Raw genomic sequence first — 20,548 nt, 5'->3', positions numbered from 1 at the left:
CGGGCGCGGTCCTGCTCGGCGACCAGGTACCGGGTACCTGGAGGGGATGTCCTTCCAGGCCGTGGCGGAGCCGGGTCCGGCCGGACCCGTGGCGCCGTCCGGGCGCCGTGTCGCGGCCGTGTTCGCCGCGACGCCGACGGGAGGTCGTCGGCCTCGTGTCGGCGACGGAGGCCGCGGGCGGCTGTCCGGCGACGGCGGGTGAAGCCGTCGCGGAGCCGACCACGGCCGCCCGAGCCACATCCGGGAAAACGATCTTGCGGCTGAGCGTCACAAGGGCACCACCCATCAGGAGGGAGAACGTTCGGTCTTGCCGAAGTCAAGGCGAAGGACGCACCCCCTGTCAAGACCGAACGTTCTCCCTCAACGGCTTGGTAGGGTGGTCGCCATGAGTCGGAGTACGAAAGGCGAGAGCACGTCCGAGGCGCGATCGCGGCTGCTCGCCACAGCGACCGGGCTCTTCTACGCGGAGGGAATCCACTCCGTCGGCATCGACCGGATCGTCGCGGAAGCGCAGGTGACCCGGGCCACGGTGTACCGGCACTTCTCGGGCAAGGAAGCGCTGATCCTCGCCTATCTCGACCAGGCCGACCAGGGCATCCGGGCACAGGTCGCGGCTGCCCGTGCGAGCGGCCGGTCGCCGGGCGACAGGGTCCGGGCCGTCAGCCGGTCCATCGCCGAGGGCATCCGGTCCCCCGGCTTCCGCGGTTGCGCCTTCCTCAACGCGGTGGCCGAGTACCCCGACCCCGCCCACCCGATCCACCTGGCCGTCCTGGCCCACCGGCAATGGTTCCTGGACACCGTCACGGACCTGCTGGCACAGACCGGCGCCACACCCGCCGACGCGGCAGGACGACACCTGGTCATGCTCCGGGACGGGGCCATGGCAGCCGGCTGCCTCTTCGACCCGGAACTGGTCTGCGAGACCTTCTTGCAAGGCGTCGAAGGAATTCTGGAAGCGCGCAGCGCGGAACTGGCGGCCGATGCCCGCACCGCTGCGCCGAACGCGGACTCCGGCCGGAACGTGCGCCGCTGACACCGGTTCGAGTACTCGGGGCACAGGAACGTCTCCGCCGTGTGCACGCCCCGTCCCCCGGACACCCTCACCGCACGGCCGCCCGGCGGCACCCTGCGCCGGACAGGCGGGGCGGGGAAGCGGAGCCACCGCAACCTTCCTGTCGGCCCGGCCGGCACCTCCCCGGCCGGCACCTCCCCGGCCGACAGCGGATTCGTGATCGGAGCACATCCCGCATGACCTTCGACGAACCGCGGCACCTGCTCGTGCGGGCCCACGACGAACCGTCCCCGCTGTACGAGTCGCGGGATCCCGGGGCCTTCGAGGACCTCGGCGCCTTCACCCGCGCCATCCGGCTGGACGATCCCCGGCTGGATCTGCCGGCAGATCTGACGGACGCGCTGCGCTCCTGGTCGCTGACCCACCCACCGGGGGGCTTCGTCTCCCGTCCGGACCTGCGCAGGTACGTCAAGCAGGGTCTGGCGGCCGCCCAACGGCTGGCCAGGCAGCTCGGGCCGTCGTGGACGGTGCGCTACTGGGACGAGGGCCGCAGGACGGCGAAGTGGCTGTGCTGGGGCTGTGATCGCCTCCACTGGGAGCGCGACCCCCACGGCACGCCCCCGCACCCGCTCGACATCACGGTCGAGGGCGAGTACGGGTTCGGTCCGCTGCGCTCCGACGGATTCGGGGACTTCCTCCCCGATGATCCCGCCGCTGCCCTGCCCCTGTCCGACGGCCTCGTCGCCGCTCTGTACACGTGGGCGGAGAGCATCGACACCACGCTGAACCTGGACCTGCGGGACCGGGAGGACGGCAAGTACGACGGCGAGTGGCAGCGGCTGTTCCGGGAGGGAACGGACCTGGCGGTGCGGACCGCACACGAACTCGGCCCTGCCAGGAAAGTCACCTACAAGGGACTCGCACATGGCGGCCTGGAGGCGCTGACGTCGGTCACCTGGCAAGGGGACAGGAGGTTGTAGACACCTGAACGTGGCCGGTGGAGCGGGGAGAGGAGCGCATACCTGCGCCCCACCCGACCACCCGGCCTCATGACCGCCGCCATCGCCATCGCCATCGCCGCCCGCCGCGCACCCGCTGTCGGCGCGGGCCGGTCGTACTCACCGCACGGGGAAGCCGAACGAGTACCCCTGCTCCCTCAGCCAGGGCAGCACCTCGCGCAGAGCGGCCACGGTCTGGGAGCGGTCCCCTCCCGCGTCGTGGAAGAGGACGGTCGGCCCGTCGGAGATCTCCCTCTTGACGGTGGCGACCATGGTGTCCGTGCCGGGACGCTCGAAGTCTTTGGAGTCGACGTTCCAGCCCAGCGGCCGCATGCCCCGGGACGCGGCGAGCTGTCGGCTGTACGGGGTGAAGGCACCGCCCGGGGCCCGGTAGTACTGCGGCCGGACGCCTCCGGACGCCTCGGTGATCATGCGTTCGGCATCCAGGATCTGCTGGGACTGGTAGGCCTCGGACTTCTTGTCCATGGCGGTGTCGTGCGAGACCGTGTGGTTGCACAGCCGGTGCCCGTCCGCCACGACCGCTTTGACCAGGTCCGGGTACGCCTTGGCCTGCGTGCCGACCATGCAGAACGTAGCCTTCACATCGCTGTCCTTCAGCAGTTGCAGCACCTCCGGCGTCCACACCGGGTCCGGTCCGTCGTCGATGGTGATGTTGACACCCCGGTCGCCGCGGTCCGAGGCGTGCGCGATGTCCGCCGCCACCTTGGCCACTGTCCGGTCCTGGTTGTCCGGCGCAGAGACACGCGCTTGTGGCTGCCGCCCTCCGGTGGGGTCGGCCTGCGCGGTCCACACCGACGTGGCGGCGGCCACCGCTGTCACACCGAGCGCCGCCGCGAGAAGCCGGCTGTACCAACCCCTTCCCTTGTGCTTCGCCATGTCCGCCCGCCCCTTTGCTGTCTCCGCCGATGCCGTGCACCCATGAAGACATACGAACGCCCGCACAGGATCCCCCTGTTACCGATCACGGACGAATCCGCAGGGGGTCGGCGACAAACACAGGAGTTCCGGGACGGAGAGGGGCGGGCCTGGCCCGCACCTGGTCCTCGGGGGGGTGAGGGCGCCGGCGTCCGCACCGGCCGCGAGGCGGTCGTTCCCCATCAGGCGCCGGAGCGCGGCGCTTCCACAGCCCTGGCCGTGGCCCGTGCGTCCCCGAACCGGGCGGCTTGCCGCGGACTCTCCCCGCCGGGCTTTTCGAATGGCTGGACATATGTCATGTGAATTGAGCCGCGCGGACGGGGTTCGTCGCGACGTCGCGCATGCGATACCTCTGCTCCGATGCACATCTGGCTGCGGCATTCAGGGCATCCGCGATTCCGAGGCACGAGCGGCTGGGTCGCCGCAGAACCCCACGTCCACCTACTCGAAAACGCTCGGCCAGGAAACCCCGGCCGAGCGTCTGAGTGGCTGCCGGCAACAGCCTCTTCATTTTCAGTCCCCACGCCCCCTCGAATTCTTCATCGGGGGGGCCGTGTACTGCCGGTGTGTTCTCTGGACTGCCATCAGGTCAGATCGTCGGTGTCTCGTCGACGATTTCCTTGTGCGGTTCGACGATGAACTTCCAGCCGTCGCTGGGCTCCATGAACCGCACTCGGGTCGGGTAGATGTCCAGGGCGCGGCGGTCGCGGTTCTGGCCGCTCGTGTTCTTACGCCCCCGGGCCGGCTCCTCGAACAGGTCGACCTTGACGTCCGGCACCGCTACGGATTCCTCGCTCCAGCGCTGAACGATCCCCGCGCCGAACGCGTCCCGCGCGGCGGCGTAGAGCGAGTCCAGGGATTCCTTGTTCCCATTGGGAACGAAGAGTGCGAGGTTCAGGAGAACGCCGGCACTCCGGAGAACCTCGATCTCCTCCCCCGTCTTGTCGGCAACCCAGATCCCGCGGTCTTCGGCGTCGTCCGGGAGGACACGGATTTCCTCGCCGAAGGCCGTCCTCGCGGCGAAGAACCCTCCCTCGAAGTTCTTACCCGGCTCTGTGAGGAAAGCCGGGGCGTAGCAGTCGAGAGGAAGGCCATTCATCTCTGCCGAGACGAAGATTCCGTCCTGGAGGCCCAACTCCGAAACCTCTCCGGCCGTAAGACGTCGAGCCGTAACCTTCTCGGTGTTCACGCCATTCCCCTTTTTTCGTGGCGTCCTGTGAATTCATTGAAACCCTATCACGAAAACGCCCGCCCGGTTCCCGTTATGCATGTCTGCACGGTCATGACAGTACGGGTCAATCCTCCGAGCAATTCCTTTCGCAGGACCGGGGACGAACCCTCTCGCATCGCGAGCGAAACGAGGAATCCGTAGAGAAATACGGCGAGGATCAAGAGATGGCCTGCCCGCTTCGGCGGTGTTTTCAGCAACGAAGTAACTCGTCGCGTGGAAAGCGGGCGGATTTGGCCGACCGGCCGACCGGCCGCACGGCCTTCGGCCCGCTCGGGTCGCTCCCCCCGCTCGGAGGCCGCGTTCGAGTGTCGCCGTCAAGGGGGTGTGTCGCCCCGCCGTGCCGTCGTGTCGAGCAGTTCCGGCAGGTCCCCCAGCCGGTCGAGGCCCTTCACTGCGCGGGCCGTGCGGTGGTTGGCGGCGAGTCGGGGGCGGTGGCGGTGGAGGAAGGCCCAGTAGCCGGCGGTGTAGGGGCAGGCACGGTCACCGGTGCGGTCGGAGGGGCGGTAGGCGCAGGGGCCGCACAGGTCGCTCATCCGGTGGATGTACGCGCCGCCGGAGGTGTAGGGCTTGGTGGTCATCAGGCCGCCGTCGGCGTACTGGGACATGCCGACGACGTTGGGGAGCATCACCCAGTCGTAACCGTCGACGAAGCAGCGGTGGAACCAGTCGGTGACGGCCGCCGGGTCCCAGCCGTCCTGGAGGGCGCGGCTGCCGAGCACCATCAGGCGGGGGATGTGGTGGGTCCAGCCGGTGTCCCGGACCTGCGCGAGCACGGTGGACAGGCAGTTGGCGGTGACCGCGTCGGCGTCCAGGCCGAGGAACCAGTCCGGCAGGGGGGTGGTGTGGCGCAGTGCGTTGCGGTGGCGGTAGTCCTCGCCGAAGTGCCAGTACAGGTGCCAGACGTACTCGCGCCAGCCGGCGATCTGCCGGACGAAGCCTTCGACGCTGTTGAGGGGCGCGTCGCCGGCCCGGTAGGCCCGCTCGGCGCGCTCCACGCATTCGGCCGGGTCGAGGAGACCGAGGTTCAGGGGTGCGGACAGCAGGCTGTGGCTCATCACCGGGTCGGCGCCGAGCATGGCGTCCTCGTAGCGGCCGAAGTCCGGCAGCCGGTGGGTGACGAAGCGCCGTAGCGCGGACTGCGCCTCGCGCCGGGTGGCGGGGAAGCGCCGGGGGCCGTCACGGCCGACGAAGGAGACGTCGCCGTCGTGCTCCCAGCGGTCGAGGTCGTGGCGGACCTCGTCGTCGATGGCGTCCTCGGCCGGCTGCCAGGGGCCCCGCACGTCGAGGGTCTCCTGTCGGCGCGGCGGGGGTTCGCGGTTGTCGTGGTCGAGGTTCCACCGCCCGCCCGCGGGATGGTCGCCGTCCATGAGCAGGTCGTGCCGCTCGCGCACCCAGCGGTAGAACGACTCCAGCCGCAGGCTCCGGCCGCGGCTGCGGCCGGCCCACTCGGCGAAGGCGTCGTGGCCCACCAGGAAGCCCTTCGGCGGCAGGATCTCGACGCCGTCCAGCGCACCGACGAAGTCCAGCGCCCGGCGCGAGGTGGGGTGGCGGACCGTCACCCGGTCACCGGTGTCGCGGTGCCGGAGGGCCTGCTCCAGGCCCTCGGTGTACGTATCGGCGCGGACGTAGGTGACGCGGTCACCGAGTTCGGCGGCGCGGTGCCGCATCGCCGAGAGCACCAGGTGGGCCTTGGCGCGGTGGAAACGACGCCTGCGCAGCACCGAGCGCGCCTCGATCATGATCACCGGCGCCCGCGCGTCGGGGCCGCCGTGGCGCGGGTCGAGGAAGTGCGGACCGAGCTGGTCCCCGAACAGCCAGTGGGGGCGTGGCGCCATGGGGTTCCGCCTCTCAACGGCCGGTGGCCCGCGCGCGGATACGGCGCCGAGGTGGCGGCGCGGCCGGGACGGGGGCGGGTCGCAGGTGTCGGTGCGGTGGTCGGAGGTGTCGGTGCGGTGGTGGCCGGAGGGCCGCCGGTACGCCGCGCCGCACGGTGACCAGCGGCTCGCCCTCCGGGCCGATGCTGTCAGCCTCCGCCCGCGCCCGCGCGCCGACACTCCGCCCTCCCCCGCCGGGTCGAATCCGACCGTCGGCGCCCTCCCCCCGGGCTGCCACGGGCTCGGCGGGAGGCGGGGCCCCGCCCGCGAAATGAGGGCAGCATCGCCCGTGGGGCCCGTATCAGCGAGACTCTGGTCCTGGGCGTCAGGAGGTCCCTCACGACCCGTCCCAACGGCAGGTCGGCCGGCTGGATCGCCCCCCGGCGCCTCCAACGGCCGCGCCATGGCCTGCCTACCGCTACGTCCCACGGCGCGAGGGGTACGCCAACCCGATCACGCCGTTCACCGGCATCGAGGCGATCGTCACCCGCGTACGACGGCACGTAGTCGAGGCGGGAAGCTCCCGGGGAGCCGACAGCGACTCCGGCCCATGACGGTCGACGCGGACACGCCGAAGTGGGACGAAAGGCGCGTCCGACAAGCTCACAGCCCCTCGTGCGGGATCGGGGCTAGACTCCAGTTGATCCGAAGTTCCACATAAAAATACGCTCTCCTGTCGGCGGCGAATTTACCTGCACGGCGTACACGGAAAGATAACCCGGCCGTAACCCCCCGGGAACGTACCGCGCCTTGCAGTTGCAGTCGAATCGCGACCTACGAGGGAAATTTCCATCGCCATGAACAAGGGACAATTCGCTCCTTCCATATTGGCCACAGCAGCCATACGGCGAGGGGATCTGCTGGCTGCGGCCCGGCATGTCGAAACCGTCCATGACGCGATCTCGGATTCCGCCCCGCCCGATGAACTGGCCCGCTACAGCTGGCTGATACTCCAGTTCGCGGCGGCTTCGATAGGACCCCGGCGCGCCGTTGAGCGGTTCATGGCGGAGCAGTCGGAAAAGCTGGCGGACGGGGTCATGCTCTCGTTGGAGCCGGAGGCCGCGCCGTGGCTGGTCCGGGTTCTGTTACGGGCCGACGACCGGGCGGCGGCCGAGGCGGTCGTGGCGGCGGCGGGTCCCGAGACGCGGCCGGGGTCGCTGCACGCGCGCAGCCTGCTGGACCGGGACGCCGCGGGGCTCCACCGGGTCGTCGAGCGTTACCGGGATCCGTGGGCCCGCGCGTCGGCCGTCGAGGATCTGGGGGTGCTGCTCATGGCGGACCCGGAGCGGCCGTACGCGGAATCGGAATTCCGGCTGCGGCAAGCGGCCGAGATCTACCGGAAGATCGGTTCCGTCCGCGACGAGGAGCGGGTCGTCCGGCGGCTGCGGAAGTTATCCGAACGGGTCGCCGACAGATCCGCCGACGACCTCTCCGCCACCGGAATTCAGGCTGCCGGAATTTCCGCCGCCGGATTACCCGGCGCCCGCTCCGTACCGGACGCCTCCTGGGCCCGTATGACCAAGTCGGAACGGGCCGTCGCGAATCTGGCGCGCGAGGGGCTCAGCAATCATCAGATAGCGGGCCGACTCTCCATTTCACCCCATACCGTCGATTTTCATCTGCGCCGCATCTTCCAGAAGCTGGGAGTCCGGTCGCGTGTCCAGTTGGCGAATATGCTCAGTTCGCCGGTCGGGCAGCTCGCCGCGCACCGGACGCCGAACGTCGAAGGGGCTTGCTGACGACGCCGCCGCCGCACCGTCCGGTCACCTTCATCCGGCGGCGTACCGCTTCGCGGAGGCGGGGGCGGCGGTGCGTGCGGTGAGGTGGCAGCGGATCGGGCCGTTCTCCTTGAGCGTCACCGTGTTGCCGAGCGGGATCTCGGCGCCCACGGGCCGCAGTTCGTACCGCTGGAGCAGCACCGCGAGGCAGAGGACCGACTCCAGCATCGAGAAGTGCTGGCCGATGCAGGCCCGGCTGCCGCCGCCGAACGGGAACCACGCGTAGCGCGGGCGGCCCTCCTCGGCCTCCGGTGTGAAGCGCTCGGGGTCGAAGCGCTCCGGGTCCGGCCAGTACGCCGGGTGGTACTGGGTGACCGCGCCGCAGACCATCACATCGGCCCCGGCCGGGATGCGGTGCCCGTCGACCACCGCGTCGGCGACGGCCCGGCGGGAGATGAAGGGGACCGGCGACTGGATGCGCATGGCCTCCTTGAGCACCCGCGTGAGGTACGCAAGAGCGTCCAGGTCGGCGGCTCCCGGCCGGCGCCCGGCGAGCACCCGGTCGACCTCCTCGCGGGCGCGGGCCTGCGCCTCCGGGTGGCGGGCGAGCAGGTACAGGGCCATGGCCAGCCCGGTCGCGGTGGTCTCGTGCCCGGCGACCAGGAAGATCAGTATCTGGTCGCGGAGTTCGTCGACGCCGAGCGCGTCGTCGTTCTCGCCGGAGGCGCCGATGAGCAGGCCCAGCAGGTCGTCGTCCGCCTCGCCGCCGGCGCTCAGGGCCGCGGCCCCGCGCGCCGCCCGGCCCGCCCGGCGCTCCGCGATGATCCGGTCGCACAGCTCGTACAGCTCCCGCTGGGCGGCGGCGGCCCGCCGGTTGCGCGGCGTGGGCCAGTGGCGGGGCAGCGTGAGCGGTGTGTTGCCGCGCTCCAGTGTGTAGTCCATGAGTACGGGCAGACAGCGGTTCACCACCTGGACGGCGGCGTCGGAGTCGGCGCCGAAGAGGATGTGGCACAGGGCGCGGAGCGCGAAGGCGGGCATCTCGCGGGTGAGGTCGACGGTGGCATCGGGCGCGCCGCGCCACCGCTCGGCCAGCGACTCCGCCTGCGTACCGGCGGCGTCGGCGTAGCCGTCGACCCGGCGGCGGGTGAACAGCGGCTGGATCAGGCGGCGTTGACGCCGGTACGCGTCGTCCTGGCTGGTGAGCAGACCGTTGCCGAAGGACTCCCGGATCACCTCGTACATGACGTTGTCCTTGCGGAAGTTCGCGGCCTGCGTGGCCAGCACCTCCCGCGCGCCGTCGGCGGAGAAGACCAGATGGAGGTCGAGCCGCAGACCGGGCAGGTCCGCGCCGAGGCGGACGACGTCCCCGTACTCGCGCTGGGCGCGCCGGAACGTACGCATCGGATTCCCGCGCAGCTCCAGCAGGGAGCGGACCAGCCGCGAGCCGGTCGGTCCCGGGACCTCCAGGCCGGGACCGGCCGGTCCCGGGGGGTGCGCGCCGTCCGTCATGCTCATCCTCTCCGCTCCCCTCCGCGACCCTCCGCGCCCCTGCGCTCCGTGATCACCGCGTCACCGTCGAGACTGGCAGACCCGCCCGGCGACCGGCACTACGTGGATACGTAGTGCCGGTCCTACGTGTCCACGTAGTGACCTTGGAGGACGGGATGCGCGAAGAATGTGGTCCCGACGCCGCCGGGGGCCGCGGCCGTCCGCCGACGGCGGGCCGCGCCCCGACGCCGGTGCCACCCTCCGCCCGACCGCGTCCGCAACCGTGCGGGCGCGGCACCGTTTCGCGCGGCAGACGCCCGCGCGGGACCCGGATCGAGAAAGAAGGACGGGATGGCGACGAACGCGCGTGCCAGCCGCTTCGAAGCGCTGGGGACCTATCTGCCCGCCGCGGTGCAGCCGACATCCGAGCTGGTCGCCACGATCAGGGGGGCGCGGAAAGTGCCCCTGGAGCGCGTCACCGGCGTCACGGCCCGCCGGGTCGCCGATGCCGACGCCGGCGAGGACTCCTTCGGGCTGGCCCTGCGCGCCGCCCAGGACGCGCTGCGCAACTCCCGTTACGAAGCTGCCGAGTTGGACGTGGTGATCTCCACGTCGATCAGCCGCAGCAAGGGCGGTGACACGTACCTCTTCGAGCCGTCGTTCGCCCGCATGCTCATCGAGGAGCTCGGCGCCCACACGGCGATCCACTTCGACCTGTCCAACGCCTGCGCCGGGATGATCACCGGCGTGCACATCCTGGACCGGATGATCCGCGAGGGCATCGTCCGTAACGGCCTGGTGGTCAGCGGTGAGCGCATCACCCCCATCGCGCGGACGGCCGCCGCGGAGATGGACACGTCCCGCGACCCCCAGTTCGCCTCCCTCACGGTGGGGGACTCCGGCGCCGCGGTGATCCTCGACGAGTCCGAGGACGACGCCGACCGGATCCACCACGTCGAGCTGATGACCGCCGCCGAGTACTCCCACCTGTGCCTGGCCATGCCCTCCGAGCGTACGGGCGGCCTCGCCATGTACACGGACTCCAAGACCCAGCAGGCGGAGGGCCGGCGCAAGATCTGGTCCGGCTTCTACAGCGACTTCCTCGCCAAGGACGGCGCCGACTTCGCGGGCGAGAAGTTCGACTACGTCATCCACCACCAGGTCTCCACCCGCTTCATCGAGTTCATGCAGGAGCACGGGGAGGCGGAGTTCGGCACCGCGATGCCCGAGACGCTGTCCACGGCGGACTACCTCGGCAACACCGCCAGCACCTCGCACTTCGTCACGCTCGGCGAGCACCTGCGGGCCGGGACCGCGCGCCGGGGCGCCAAGTACCTGCTGGTGCCCGCCGCTTCGGGCGTGGTCACCGGGGGCCTGTCCGTGACGATCACCAATCTGGGAGTCTGACCGTGGGTACGATCATCAGGGCCGCCTCCGCCACCGCGCCGCGGGCCGTCCACACCTCCGACATACGGCTGGCCGCCGAGGCCGCCCAGGACTGTCTGACCCAGGCGGGGCTGGCGCCCCAGGCGGTGGGCGTGCTGGTGAACGTCGGCGTCTACCGCGAGAACAACGCCATCGAACCCGCCATGGCCGCGCTGGTGCAGAAAGAGGTGGGCACCAGCCTCGACTACACCGTCGACCGGTCGCCCGGCCTCTCCTTCGACCTGATGAACGGTGCCTGCGGCGTCCTCAACGCCGTCCAGGTCGCCCAGGCCCTGCTGGGCAGCGGCAGCACCGAACGCGTCCTGGTCACGGCCGCCGACGTGCACCCCGGCGGCAACGCCCGCCTGGACCCCGACTATCCGTACGCCGACCTCGGCGCGGCCCTGCTGCTGGAGCGCTGCGCCGACGGCGGGAGCGGTTTCGGGCCGGTGCGCGCCTACAGCGCCCGGTCCACCGCGGGGACGACCGGCTACGTGAACCTGGCCGGCGGGACCGGCGCCGAACGGGGGCAGATCACCGTACGCCACGAAGAGGGCTGGGCGGAGCGGCTGTTGGACCTCGCCGCCGACAGCGTCGCCGGGTACGTCCGGGAACAGGACCTGGCACCGGACCGTACGCTGCTGGTCTGCAACCGGCCCGCACCCGGCTTCCCCGAGGAGCTGGCCCGGCGCCTGGGCCTGGACGGCGCGGCCGTCGTGGCCCCCGAGGTGCCGGACACGGCGGGCGGCGAACCGCACACCGCCGCCCCGGTGCTCAGCTATCTCCAGGCCGTACGGGACGGACTGCCCGACGGCTACGAGGAGTTGCTGTTCGTGGCCGCCGGAGCCGGCCCGAGCGTCACCTGCGTACGCTACCGGCCCCAGGACCGGTGACCCGGATGACCACGACACCGGCGGCGACGCGCCCGGAGGGCCCGGAGGAGGGCCCCGCCGACATCCTGGAGCGCAACGCCCGCACCTTCCCCGCCAAGGCCGCGATCGTCTACCCGGACGGCCACGAAGCCGACGGGTCGATCCGCTACAGCGAGCTGACCTACGGCGAACTCCACGACCAGATAGAGCGGTTGGCGGCCGGCTTCCACCGGATCGGCATCACCCGGTCCACCCGGACCATCCTCATGACTCCCCCGGGCCCCGACCTGTTCGCCGTCGTCTTCGCCCTGATCCGGATCGGCGCCGTCCCGGTCGTGGTGGACCCGGGCATGGGCGTCAAACGGATGCTGCACTGCTACCGGGCGGTGGGCGCGGAGGCGTTCATCGGCCTGCCCGTCGCGCATGTCGTACGGGTCCTCGGCCGCCGCGCCTTCGGCGACGTCCGGGCCAAGGTCACCGTGGGCCGCCGCTGGTTCTGGGGCGGCGAGACACTGGCGGGGCTGCGCGCCGGCCCACGCGCGGAGGCCCTGCCCCGGCCGTCCGCCGGCGACCTCCAGATGATCGCCTTCACCACGGGAAGCACCGGCCCCGCCAAGGGCGTCGAGTACACCCACCGGATGAGCGCGCCCATGCTGCGTCTCCTCCAGGCCGTCCACGAGCGCGACAGCGACGACGTCTCCCTGATCACCCTGCCGGCGTACGGCATTCTCGACCTGCTCCTCGGCTCGACCCTGGTCCTCGCGCCGGTGTCGCCCGCCAAGGTCGCCGACGCCAGGCCGGAACTGCTGACCGACGCCCTGACCCGCTTCCGGGTCACCAGCATGATCGCCTCCCCGGCCCTGCTGCGGGTGCTCGGGCGGCATCTGGAACAGCACCGGACCGCACTGCCCGACCTGCGGTTCGTGGCCGCCGGCGGGGCCCCCGTACCGCCGGACGTCGTGGCGACCGTACGCGGGGCGCTCGGCGAGAAGGCGGAGCTCCATGTGACCTACGGGGCCACCGAGGCGCTGCCGATCTCCTCCGTCGAGTCGGCCGACGTGCTCGGCGGGACGGCCGCGCTCTCGGCGTCCGGCGCCGGTACGTGCGTGGGCCGCCCACTGCCCGGCATGGCCGTACGGATCATCCAGGTGTCCGACGGACCCGTGGCCCGATGGGACTCCGAACTGGCCCTGCCGCAGGGCGAGATAGGCGAGATCGTGCTCGCCGGGGACGCCGTCAGCCAGGGCTACCACCGCGACCCCGCCGCCAACGCCCAGTACAAGATCCCCGAGGAGACCGGCGACGGCACCACGCGGCTGTGGCACCGTACCGGCGACCTCGGCTACCTGGACACGTCGGGACGGCTCTGGTTCTGCGGCCGGCGCGCCCAGCGGGTCCGCACCCCCGGCGGCGACCTGCACACCGTGCGGTGCGAAGGCGTGTTCAACGCCCACCCGGAGGTCCGGCGCGCCGCCCTGGTCGGCGTCGGAGAGCCCGGCGCCGAGCGACCGGTGGTCTGCGTCGAGACCGAACCGGGCGTCACCGACGAGCGGTGGCGCGAACTCGTACCGCAGCTGCGCAAGCTGGCCGCCGAGCACGAGGTGACCCAGGGCCTGGAGGAGTTCCTGCGCCACCCGGCCTTCCCCGTGGACATACGGCACAACGCCAAGATCGGCCGGGAACAGCTCGCCGTCTGGGCCGCGCGGCAACTCGCCGCGCGCCGCCGCCCCGCCACCACCGCGCGGACCTGGGCGCTGCGCGCCGTACCGCTGGCCGGCTGGGCCTACCTGCTGGCCGGGCCGGTCCTGCCGAACCATCCGGTCGTACGGGCCCTGTGGTGGGCCGACGCCTTCCTCAGCGTCGGCGTCCACGCCGCCCAGATCCCGGCGGCGCTCCCGCGGGGCCGCGCGGCCGGATACGGCGGGGCCGCGACCGCCGGCCTGACCATGCTGTACGGCGCCACCTGGTGGCGCACCCTGCCGCCCGCCGCCCCGGCACGGGACGAGAGCACGGGAGCGTCATGAAGGTCCTGATCACCGGCGCCTCCGGATTCCTCGGCGGACACCTCGCCGAGGCAGCCCTGCACGCGGGCCACGACGTACGGGTCCTCGTCCGGCCGAGCGCCGACCCGACCCGGCTGCGCGCCAACCCCGGCCTGGAACCGGCGTACGGCGACCTGGAGGACGCCGCCTCGCTGGAGCGCGCCGTCCGGGGCGTGGACGTCGTCCACCACAGCGCCGCGCGGGTCGTCGAGCACGGCACCCGGGAGCAGTTCTGGAGCGCCAACGTCCTCGGCACCAGACTGCTGATGGACGCCGCCCGCAAGGCCGGGGCGGAGCGATTCGTCTTCATCAGCAGCCCCAGCGCGCTGATGCGGGTCGGTGAGGGGGACCGGCTCGGCATCGACGAGTCCACCCCCTACCCCAGCCGCTACTACAACCTCTACTCCGAGACCAAGGCAGCCGCGGAACGCCTGGTGCTGTCCGCGAACCGGCCGGAGTTCACCACGGTCTCGCTGCGCCCGCGCGGCGTCTGGGGGCCGCGCGACCGCGCCGGGTTCCTGCCCCGGATGGTCGGGCGGATGGCGGCGGGACGGCTGCCCGACCTGGCGGCGGGACGGCAGGTGCTGACCTCGCTCTGCCACTGCGACAACGCGGTCGCCGCGTCGCTGCTGGCGGCGGGCGCCCCGGCCGAACGGGTCGGCGGCAAGGCGTACTTCGTCGCCGACCGGGAGCGGACCGACCTGCGGGAGCTGCTGGTACGGCTGGCCGAACTGTTCGACGTACGGCCGCCGACCCGCCGGATCCCCCCGCTCGTACGGGACGCCCTCGTCGAGGCCGTCGAGCTGGCATGGCGCCTGCCCGCGCTCGCCGCCCGCCGCGAACCGCCGCTCACCCGCTACGCGGTGGCGCTGCTCACCCGCTCGACCACGTACAACACGGCTGCGGCGGAACGGGACTTCGGCTACGTGCCGGTGATCAGCCAGGAGGACGGGCTGGAACAGCTCATGGCGTGGGTCGCCTCGGTCGGCGGAGTGGAGCAGTTCAAGCGCGCCGTGCGGTGAGGCTTTGAGGTGACGCCGTGGGGTGACGGCTGCTCCCGCCCGCCCGGAGGCCCGTCAGGCGAGCGTCGCGTAGACGATGAGGTTGTTCACCGGGTGCCCCTGGGCGTCGAAGTCGCCGTCGCAGGTGATCAGCCGCAGGGCGCGGTCGTCCGTCGGGCCGTAGACCTTGTCGGTGGGGAAGGAGTTCTTGCTGACGCTCTCGGTGGCCGTGACGGTGAAGTGCGCGGTCTCGCCCCGCTCGTCGGTGACGGTGATGTCCGCACCCTTGGCGATCTTCTTCAGGTCGTGGAAGACGGCCTTGCCGAAGCGGGTGTCGTTGTGGCCGATGATCACGGCGGCGCCGGTCTCTCCGGGTACGGCGCCGCCGGTGTACCAGCCCGCGGTCATCCCCTTCTCGGCCGGCGGGACCTCGACGGTGCCGTCCGCGTTGAGGCCGAGGTCCATGAGGGAGCTGGTGATCCCGACCGAGGGGATGTCGACCTCGGCGGGCGCGGCGGGCGCGCCACCCTCCGTACCGCCGGAGGGCTCCGCGTCCCCGTCGGACGCCCCGTCCTGGTCCGCCTTCCCGCCGTCGGACGAGGGGGCGCCGACGGCCACGGTGCCGGAGTCGGACGCCGCGGCGCCGGGGGTGGACGAACAGCCGGTGAGCGTCAGGAGGACGGCGGCGGTGAGGGCGAGGACGAGGGCCGGCAGGGTGCCGGGGCGCCGTACCTGAGGGTGCGCGGTGGACACGACGGGCTCCAGGGGTGGGACGGGCGGGGAAAGAAGCGATGGCGCCGCCCCGCGAAAGGGGCGGCGCCACGGTGTGCCTGATCAGGCGTCGTGCGGTGTGCGGCACGGGGTGTACGGCGTAGGGGTGCGCGGTGCGTAGGGGTGCGCGGCGTATCGGCGCGCGGGTGTGGCAGTGCGCGGGTGTGGCAGTGCGCGGGTGTGGCAGTGCGCGGGTGTGGCAGTGCGCGGGTGTTCACCTCACGTCCGGCCCGTACGGCTCACGGGCTCGGCTGGCAGTGCGCGGGTGTGGCAGGTGCGCGGGTGTAACGGCGTTTCGGTGCGCGGGTGTAGCGGTGCGCCGGTGTGGCGGTGTGCGGTGTTCGGGTCAGCCGTTGGCGCGCGTGGTGGAGCGGCGGCGCAGGACGAAGGTGCCGGCGCCCGCGAGCAGCAGCGCGCCTGCGGCCGTACCGGCGAGGGGGGCGACACCGGAGGAGGATCCGGCCGGGGCCTCGCCCGCGGCGACGCCGCCGCGCGGGGCCGCCTTGGCGGCCTCGGCCTTCCTGGCCGCCATGGCCCTCTCGTCCTCGGCCCGCTTCTTCTTGGCGGTCACGGAGCCGTCGGACGGCGCGTCGCCCGCGGCGACGGCGCCGCGCGGGACCGCGCCGTCCTCCGCACGCTTGGCCGCCTCGGCCTTCCTGGCGGCAGCGTTCTTCGCCGCCGCGGCCTCCTTCATCTTCGCGTCGGTGGACTCTTCGGCCGACTCCTTGCCCGGCGTAGCGGTCGCCGCCGCGTTCGGCGCCGAGGCCTGGGCCTGGTCGGAGGCGACGGCCGCGGTGGCCGGGGCGAGCAGCGCGCCGGCCGCGACAGCGGTCAGCACGGCGAGACGCAGGCGGAGATGACGGGACATGGGATGCTCCAGTTCCGGCCCGGTGTGGGTGGTGCCTGGTTGCCGAGTCGCACCAGGTTCCGGGCATGGCCCCAGCCTGTCGGCCACATGTGAAGAACCTGTCAGGGCGTCATAGTCATCGCATCAGGGCCGAGCGATGGGACCGTCAGCCTCTCCGGCCTCCTTGGCCTTCGTGGCCTCCCTGAACCTCCCCCGTCTCTCCGGTTCTGCCGACCGGGCCGGTCTCCGGCGCGGCCGGCAGCCGCAGGGTGAAGACCGAGCCCTCCCCCTCGGTGCTCGCCACGCTCGCCGTGCCGCCGTGGGCCTCGGCGAGCTTGAGGACGATCGCCAGGCCGAGGCCGCTGCCGCCGGTGGACCGGTTACGGGACTTCTCCGCCCGCCAGAAGCGGTCGAACACATGCGGGACATCGGCGGCCGGGATACCGGTACCGGTGTCGGAGACCTCGACGGCCACCTCCTCACCGGGGTCCGCCGCGTCGGTGACGTACGAGCGCAGCGTCACCCGTCCGCCGGGCGTGGTGTGCCGTACGGCGTTGGAGACCAGGTTGCCGACGGCCTGGCGCAGCCGCACCGGGTCGGCGTCGAGCAGTGGCGGTCCCGGGGTGCCGGGCGCGGCCGGGGCGAGCGCCAGCGTGACGCCCGCGGTCTCGGCCAGGGCCTGGTGCGCCGTGGCGACCTGGCCGAGCAGGTCGTCGATCCGTACCGGCTCCATGTGCAGCCGCAGCGCGCCCGCGTCCGCCGCCGCCAGGTCCTGGAGATCGTTGATGATGTGCTGGAGCTGTACCGCCTCGTCGTGCAGCGAGGAGACGAACGCCGGGTCGGGTTCGGCCAGACCGTCCTGTGCCGCCTCCAGCCAGCCGCGGATGTTGCTGAGCGGCGTACGGAGTTCATGGGCGACGTCGCTGACCATCGCCTTGCGCTGGGCCTCCAGCCGGGCGCGGTGTGCGGCCATGTCGTTGAAGGCCGTGGCCAGCCGGCCGATCTCGTTGTCCGCCCCGACCGGCACGGGTGCCGAGTCCAGGCCGTCCCGCATCCGCTGGGCGGCGCCGGTGAGCGCGTGCAGCGGGCGTACGAAGCGGGTTCCGGCGATCACCGAGGCACCGACGGTGAGGGCGAGGACGAGGGCCGCGACCCCGGCGATACGGGCGGTGTTCGTCGGTGAGAGGTCGAACCCGGGCACGCTGACGGCGCGCGGGCCGCCGATGAACAGCAGTGCGGGCGCGGCGACATGACCGGTGAGCTGTTCGCGGCGGGCGCTGCCGACGCAGGAGGCGATGGCCCGGTCGTACTTGCTGTTCCGGACCTCGGTCAGCGGCCCCCGGCTCCCGTAGGCCGCCGCCGCCCGCTCCTTCGCCGCCGTCGCACGGGCCATTTCCTCGTCCTCCGCCCGCTTGGCGGCCTCCTGCCCGGCCGGCCTCGCCCCGCCGGAGTCGTCCACGGGGAGCTCGGCGGGGACTGCGCCGGCCGTGGCCTCCGTGTACTCCCGCCGCCAGGACAGGTCCAGGTTCAGTTCCACGCCGGTCCTGCCCTGCCGTTTCAGGCAGGCGTCGGCGAGTTGGTTGAGGGCGTCGAGGGCCTTCTTCTCGGTCTCGGTGGGGCCGTCCGACTTGCTCGTCAGGCACTTGGCGTCCATGGAGCGCTCGTTGTCGCTGCTGCTGACGAAGTGGATACGGGGCCGGCCGCTCGGGCTGTCGACGATGTCCGCGGCGACGCCCAGCCCGTTGAGGCACTCCACCTTCCTGACGGCGATCCGGCGCAGGGTCGTGCGTTCGTCCGCGGGCAGCAGGAACGGCCCGACGGCGCGGGGATCGACACGGTCCGCGTCCCCGGAGGACGCGTCGGGCACCAGCGCGGTGTCGACGGAGAGCGGATCGACGACCGCCGACGCCTGCGACGGCAGCGGATCGACGGACGCGTCGGCGGACGAGGCCCGACCCGGCCCGGACGCGGAGGCTTCGGAGGCGGCGGAGTCGAAGAGCGGCCGCCGGTCCTGGGTGGTGAGCGTGATCCGGCGCTCGGAGTCCCGGGCCAGCTTCCGTACCGTGGCGTCGACACCCTCCCAGCTCGGGTGGGTGGCCGCGTACCCCATCAGGGTGTTGTAGATGGTGGCGTCGGCGCTGAGGTTCTGGCCCTGCTCCTGGCGGATCGCGACGGTGGTCGTCTGCACGACGAGCCAGGCGGTGGCGGCGACCGAGCACGAGGCCACCAGCGCCGACACGGTGAGCAGCCGGCCGAGGAGGCTCTTGCGGAGCGGCAGGCGTGCGGCGGTGCGCTTCTCACGACGGGTCATGGCGTCCGTTCTTCACGGGGTCCGTTCTTCGCGGGGTCCGTCAGCTTGTAACCCACACCGAACACGGTGAGCAGCCGGGTCGGCCGGCGCGGAGCACGCTCGATCTTCTTGCGCAGATGCATGACGTGTACGTCGACGGTCCGCCCGCTGATGTACGTGGTGAAGCCGTGCAGTTCCGCCAGGAGCCGCTGCCGGGTGAAGACCCGGTCAGGTTCCGCCGCCATCGCGGCGAGGATACGGAACTCGCCGGGCGTGCACACGACCGTCGTGCCCGCGACCGACACCTCGTGCCGGGCCGGATCGACCCGGAGCGCGCCCACCGACAGCACCTCGTCCTCGGGCCCGGCTTCCACGGCGGGAGCGGGCACCGGCACCGGCACCGGCGCGAGCGCGGTCGCGGTCGCGGTCGCGGGGACCGGCACAGGCCCGGAGCCGGGTCCCGGATCCGGGGAAGCGCCGCTGCGCCGGTGGCGGCGCAGCAGCGTCCGCACGCGTGCCATCAGCTCGCGCGGGCTGAACGGCTTGGTCATGTAGTCGTCGGCGCCCAGATCCAGGCCGAGCAGCAGATCGTCCTCGGTGGAGCGGGCCGTCAGCATCAGCACCGGCACCTCCCGGCCTTCGGCGCGCAGGATCCGTACGACGTCGAGGCCGTCGGCCCGGGGCATCATCACGTCGAGGACGAGCAGGTCGGGCTCTCTGTGCCGGACCCCCTCCAGTGCGGCACGGCCGTCCTCGACGACCGTGACCGCGTGCCCCTCGTGCTCCAGGTAGCGGCGCACCAGTTCGGCCTGCTTCGCGTCGTCTTCGGCGACCATGATGTTTGCGCACACGCGTACGATCGTATGCGAAACACCAACTGCCCTACCCGGAACGCGAGTTGCGCACGAAAGGCTCGCGTACGGGAATGAACCGGGCCCGGCCCGGCGTTCGGCCCCGCATGAAGCTACGGAAGCTGGGTTTCCTGACGATCGGGTTGTTCGACGGCGCCGATCCCCGCCCGGGACACGAGTCGACCCTGGAGATCATCGAGCTGGGCGAGCGGCTGGGGTTCGACAGCGCCTGGGTGCGCCACCGTCATCTCCAGTACGGCGTCTCCTCGCCCGTGGCCCTGCTGGCGGCGGCCTCGCAGCGCACCTCCCGGATCGAGCTGGGCACGGCGGTCATCCCTCTGGGCTGGGAGAATCCGCTGCGACTGGCCGAGGACCTGGCGACCGTCGACATCCTCTCCGGCGGCCGGCTCAACCCGGGGGTCAGCGTCGGGCCGCCGATGAACTACGACCAGGTCAAGGAAGCGCTCTACCCGGACACGGCGGAGGCCGAGGACTTCGGCCACGGCCGCGTGCGGCGGCTGCTGGGCTTCGTACGCGGCGAACGCGCCTCCGGCTTCAGCGGCGTCCAGGGTTTCGAGTCCTTCTCCGACAGGGTCGAGCCGCGCTCCCCCGGCCTCGGCGCGCGCATGTGGTACGGCGGCGGCAGCCTGCGGTCGGCGCGGTGGGCCGGCGAGCACGGCATGAACCTCCTCACCAGCAGCGTCGTCAAAGCGGAGACACCGGAGGGGCCGGGAGAGCCCCTGGACTTCGCCGCGATCCAGCTCTCGCACATCCGGGCCTTCCGCGCCCACCACCCCGACGGCGAACGCGCCCGTGTCTCGCAGGGGCTCGTCGTCATCCCGACGGACAGCGCCACGCCCGCACAGCGCGCGAAGTACGAGGAGTACGCCAGGACCCGCCTGCCGCGTACCACCACTCCGCAGGGTCCCGCACGCCTGATGTTCGCGCCCGATCTGGTCGGGACCTCGGCGGAGATCGCCGAACGGCTCCACTCCCACGCGGCGTTCCGCGAGGTCGAGGAGGTGGCGTTCGCGTTGCCGTTCACCTTCGGCCACGACGACTACGTCCAGATCCTCACCGACATCGCCACCCGCCTCGGACCGGCGCTCGGCCGGCCCGCCGCCACCGGCTGAGGCCGGTCCGCCGCCACCGGCCGGCACAGGCCCGTACGACGCGTCGTACGGGCCTGTGC

General features: G+C 72.2%; 16 protein-coding genes and 1 pseudogene. 9 read left to right on the top strand and 8 right to left on the bottom strand.

What is annotated here, in order from left to right:
* The first annotated feature begins 385 nt into the window (after window positions 1-385).
* Window positions 386-1,033 carry a TetR/AcrR family transcriptional regulator gene (locus ACFXPL_RS10115; RefSeq protein ID WP_384915485.1) on the top strand — a complete coding sequence of 216 codons (648 nt, stop codon included), beginning with the start codon at window positions 386-388 and terminating at the stop codon, window positions 1,031-1,033.
* 215 nt (window positions 1,034-1,248) lie between these two features.
* On the top strand, window positions 1,249-1,992 hold the full coding sequence (locus ACFXPL_RS10110; RefSeq protein WP_384915482.1) for a hypothetical protein: 744 nt from the start codon (window positions 1,249-1,251) through the stop codon (window positions 1,990-1,992).
* A gap of 138 nt (window positions 1,993-2,130) precedes the next feature.
* Here the strand turns inward: ACFXPL_RS10110 and ACFXPL_RS10105 are convergent, their stop codons facing one another.
* From ACFXPL_RS10105 to ACFXPL_RS10095, 3 genes are all read right to left on the bottom strand, one after another.
* Window positions 2,131-2,907, bottom strand: a complete 777-nt coding sequence (locus ACFXPL_RS10105) for a polysaccharide deacetylase family protein (protein ID WP_384915479.1) — start codon at window positions 2,905-2,907, stop codon at window positions 2,131-2,133.
* Window positions 2,908-3,535: 628 nt separating this feature from the next.
* Window positions 3,536-4,135 (bottom strand): hypothetical protein, encoded by a 600-nt coding sequence (locus ACFXPL_RS10100; protein WP_384915476.1) that lies wholly within the window; start codon window positions 4,133-4,135, stop codon window positions 3,536-3,538.
* 356 nt (window positions 4,136-4,491) lie between these two features.
* A complete protein-coding gene (locus ACFXPL_RS10095) occupies window positions 4,492-6,012 on the bottom strand; it encodes a cryptochrome/photolyase family protein (RefSeq protein WP_384915473.1) in 1,521 nt (506 codons plus the stop codon).
* A gap of 309 nt (window positions 6,013-6,321) precedes the next feature.
* On the opposite strand from ACFXPL_RS10095, the pseudogene ACFXPL_RS10090 reads away from it, so the two are divergent.
* Both ACFXPL_RS10090 and ACFXPL_RS10085 read left to right on the top strand, forming a co-directional pair.
* Window positions 6,322-6,569, top strand: a pseudogene (locus ACFXPL_RS10090) (spore photoproduct lyase family protein); the annotation flags it as partial.
* A gap of 309 nt (window positions 6,570-6,878) precedes the next feature.
* Window positions 6,879-7,790, top strand: coding sequence for a LuxR C-terminal-related transcriptional regulator (locus ACFXPL_RS10085; RefSeq protein ID WP_384915470.1), 912 nt, complete (start codon window positions 6,879-6,881; stop codon window positions 7,788-7,790).
* A 30-nt stretch (window positions 7,791-7,820) separates the two neighbouring features.
* On the opposite strand, the gene ACFXPL_RS10080 is transcribed toward ACFXPL_RS10085, so the two are convergent.
* Entirely contained in the window at window positions 7,821-9,284 is a 1,464-nt protein-coding gene (locus ACFXPL_RS10080) for a cytochrome P450 (RefSeq protein WP_384915467.1), read from the bottom strand.
* A gap of 324 nt (window positions 9,285-9,608) precedes the next feature.
* Between ACFXPL_RS10080 and ACFXPL_RS10075 the strand changes: the two genes are divergently transcribed.
* The 4 genes from ACFXPL_RS10075 to ACFXPL_RS10060 are packed head-to-tail and all read left to right on the top strand — an operon-like array spanning window position 9,609 to window position 14,618.
* Window positions 9,609-10,664 (top strand): 3-oxoacyl-ACP synthase III family protein, encoded by a 1,056-nt coding sequence (locus ACFXPL_RS10075; protein ID WP_384915464.1) that lies wholly within the window; start codon window positions 9,609-9,611, stop codon window positions 10,662-10,664.
* 2 nt (window positions 10,665-10,666) lie between these two features.
* Window positions 10,667-11,575, top strand: coding sequence for a hypothetical protein (locus ACFXPL_RS10070; RefSeq protein ID WP_384915461.1), 909 nt, complete (start codon window positions 10,667-10,669; stop codon window positions 11,573-11,575).
* A 5-nt stretch (window positions 11,576-11,580) separates the two neighbouring features.
* Window positions 11,581-13,578 (top strand): fatty acid CoA ligase family protein, encoded by a 1,998-nt coding sequence (locus ACFXPL_RS10065; RefSeq protein ID WP_384915458.1) that lies wholly within the window; start codon window positions 11,581-11,583, stop codon window positions 13,576-13,578.
* Window positions 13,575-14,618 (top strand): NAD-dependent epimerase/dehydratase family protein, encoded by a 1,044-nt coding sequence (locus ACFXPL_RS10060; protein ID WP_384915455.1) that lies wholly within the window; start codon window positions 13,575-13,577, stop codon window positions 14,616-14,618. Before ACFXPL_RS10065 ends, ACFXPL_RS10060 begins: the two co-directional genes overlap by 4 nt.
* Window positions 14,619-14,672: 54 nt before the next feature.
* Here ACFXPL_RS10060 and ACFXPL_RS10055 read toward each other — a convergent pair whose 3' ends face one another.
* The 4 genes from ACFXPL_RS10055 to ACFXPL_RS10040 form a co-directional block, all read right to left on the bottom strand.
* The gene (locus ACFXPL_RS10055) at window positions 14,673-15,350 is read right to left on the bottom strand and encodes a class F sortase (protein ID WP_384915452.1); all 678 of its coding nucleotides are present in this window, start codon (window positions 15,348-15,350) and stop codon (window positions 14,673-14,675) included.
* Between the two features lie 364 nt (window positions 15,351-15,714).
* The gene (locus ACFXPL_RS10050) at window positions 15,715-16,236 is read right to left on the bottom strand and encodes a hypothetical protein (protein ID WP_384915449.1); all 522 of its coding nucleotides are present in this window, start codon (window positions 16,234-16,236) and stop codon (window positions 15,715-15,717) included.
* 145 nt (window positions 16,237-16,381) lie between these two features.
* Window positions 16,382-18,526: a sensor histidine kinase gene (locus tag ACFXPL_RS10045; RefSeq protein ID WP_384915446.1), complete on the bottom strand. Its 2,145-nt coding sequence runs from the start codon at window positions 18,524-18,526 to the stop codon at window positions 16,382-16,384.
* Window positions 18,523-19,341, bottom strand: coding sequence for a response regulator transcription factor (locus tag ACFXPL_RS10040; RefSeq protein WP_384915775.1), 819 nt, complete (start codon window positions 19,339-19,341; stop codon window positions 18,523-18,525). Before ACFXPL_RS10040 ends, ACFXPL_RS10045 begins: the two co-directional genes overlap by 4 nt.
* Before the next feature lie 122 nt (window positions 19,342-19,463).
* Between ACFXPL_RS10040 and ACFXPL_RS10035 the strand changes: the two genes are divergently transcribed.
* The gene (locus tag ACFXPL_RS10035) at window positions 19,464-20,489 is read left to right on the top strand and encodes an LLM class flavin-dependent oxidoreductase (RefSeq protein WP_384915443.1); all 1,026 of its coding nucleotides are present in this window, start codon (window positions 19,464-19,466) and stop codon (window positions 20,487-20,489) included.
* The last annotated feature ends 59 nt before the right edge of the window (window positions 20,490-20,548 follow it).

It is taken from the genome of Streptomyces sp. NPDC059092 (assembly GCF_042756365.1).
GTDB lineage: Bacteria > Actinomycetota > Actinomycetes > Streptomycetales > Streptomycetaceae > Streptomyces.
This window is presented reverse-complemented; position numbering and strand designations above follow the sequence as displayed.

Coding starts and splice junctions, on each gene's coding strand:
- ACFXPL_RS10115 (WP_384915485.1), top strand. CDS start 386: ATGAGTCGGAGTACGAAAGGCGAGAGCACGTCCGAGGCGCGATCGCGG.
- ACFXPL_RS10110 (WP_384915482.1), top strand. CDS start 1,249: ATGACCTTCGACGAACCGCGGCACCTGCTCGTGCGGGCCCACGACGAA.
- ACFXPL_RS10105 (WP_384915479.1), bottom strand. CDS start 2,907: ATGGCGAAGCACAAGGGAAGGGGTTGGTACAGCCGGCTTCTCGCGGCG.
- ACFXPL_RS10095 (WP_384915473.1), bottom strand. CDS start 6,012: ATGGCGCCACGCCCCCACTGGCTGTTCGGGGACCAGCTCGGTCCGCAC.
- ACFXPL_RS10080 (WP_384915467.1), bottom strand. CDS start 9,284: ATGAGCATGACGGACGGCGCGCACCCCCCGGGACCGGCCGGTCCCGGC.
- ACFXPL_RS10075 (WP_384915464.1), top strand. CDS start 9,609: ATGGCGACGAACGCGCGTGCCAGCCGCTTCGAAGCGCTGGGGACCTAT.
- ACFXPL_RS10065 (WP_384915458.1), top strand. CDS start 11,581: ATGACCACGACACCGGCGGCGACGCGCCCGGAGGGCCCGGAGGAGGGC.
- ACFXPL_RS10060 (WP_384915455.1), top strand. CDS start 13,575: ATGAAGGTCCTGATCACCGGCGCCTCCGGATTCCTCGGCGGACACCTC.
- ACFXPL_RS10050 (WP_384915449.1), bottom strand. CDS start 16,236: ATGTCCCGTCATCTCCGCCTGCGTCTCGCCGTGCTGACCGCTGTCGCG.
- ACFXPL_RS10045 (WP_384915446.1), bottom strand. CDS start 18,526: ATGACCCGTCGTGAGAAGCGCACCGCCGCACGCCTGCCGCTCCGCAAG.
- ACFXPL_RS10040 (WP_384915775.1), bottom strand. CDS start 19,341: ATGGTCGCCGAAGACGACGCGAAGCAGGCCGAACTGGTGCGCCGCTAC.
- ACFXPL_RS10035 (WP_384915443.1), top strand. CDS start 19,464: ATGAAGCTACGGAAGCTGGGTTTCCTGACGATCGGGTTGTTCGACGGC.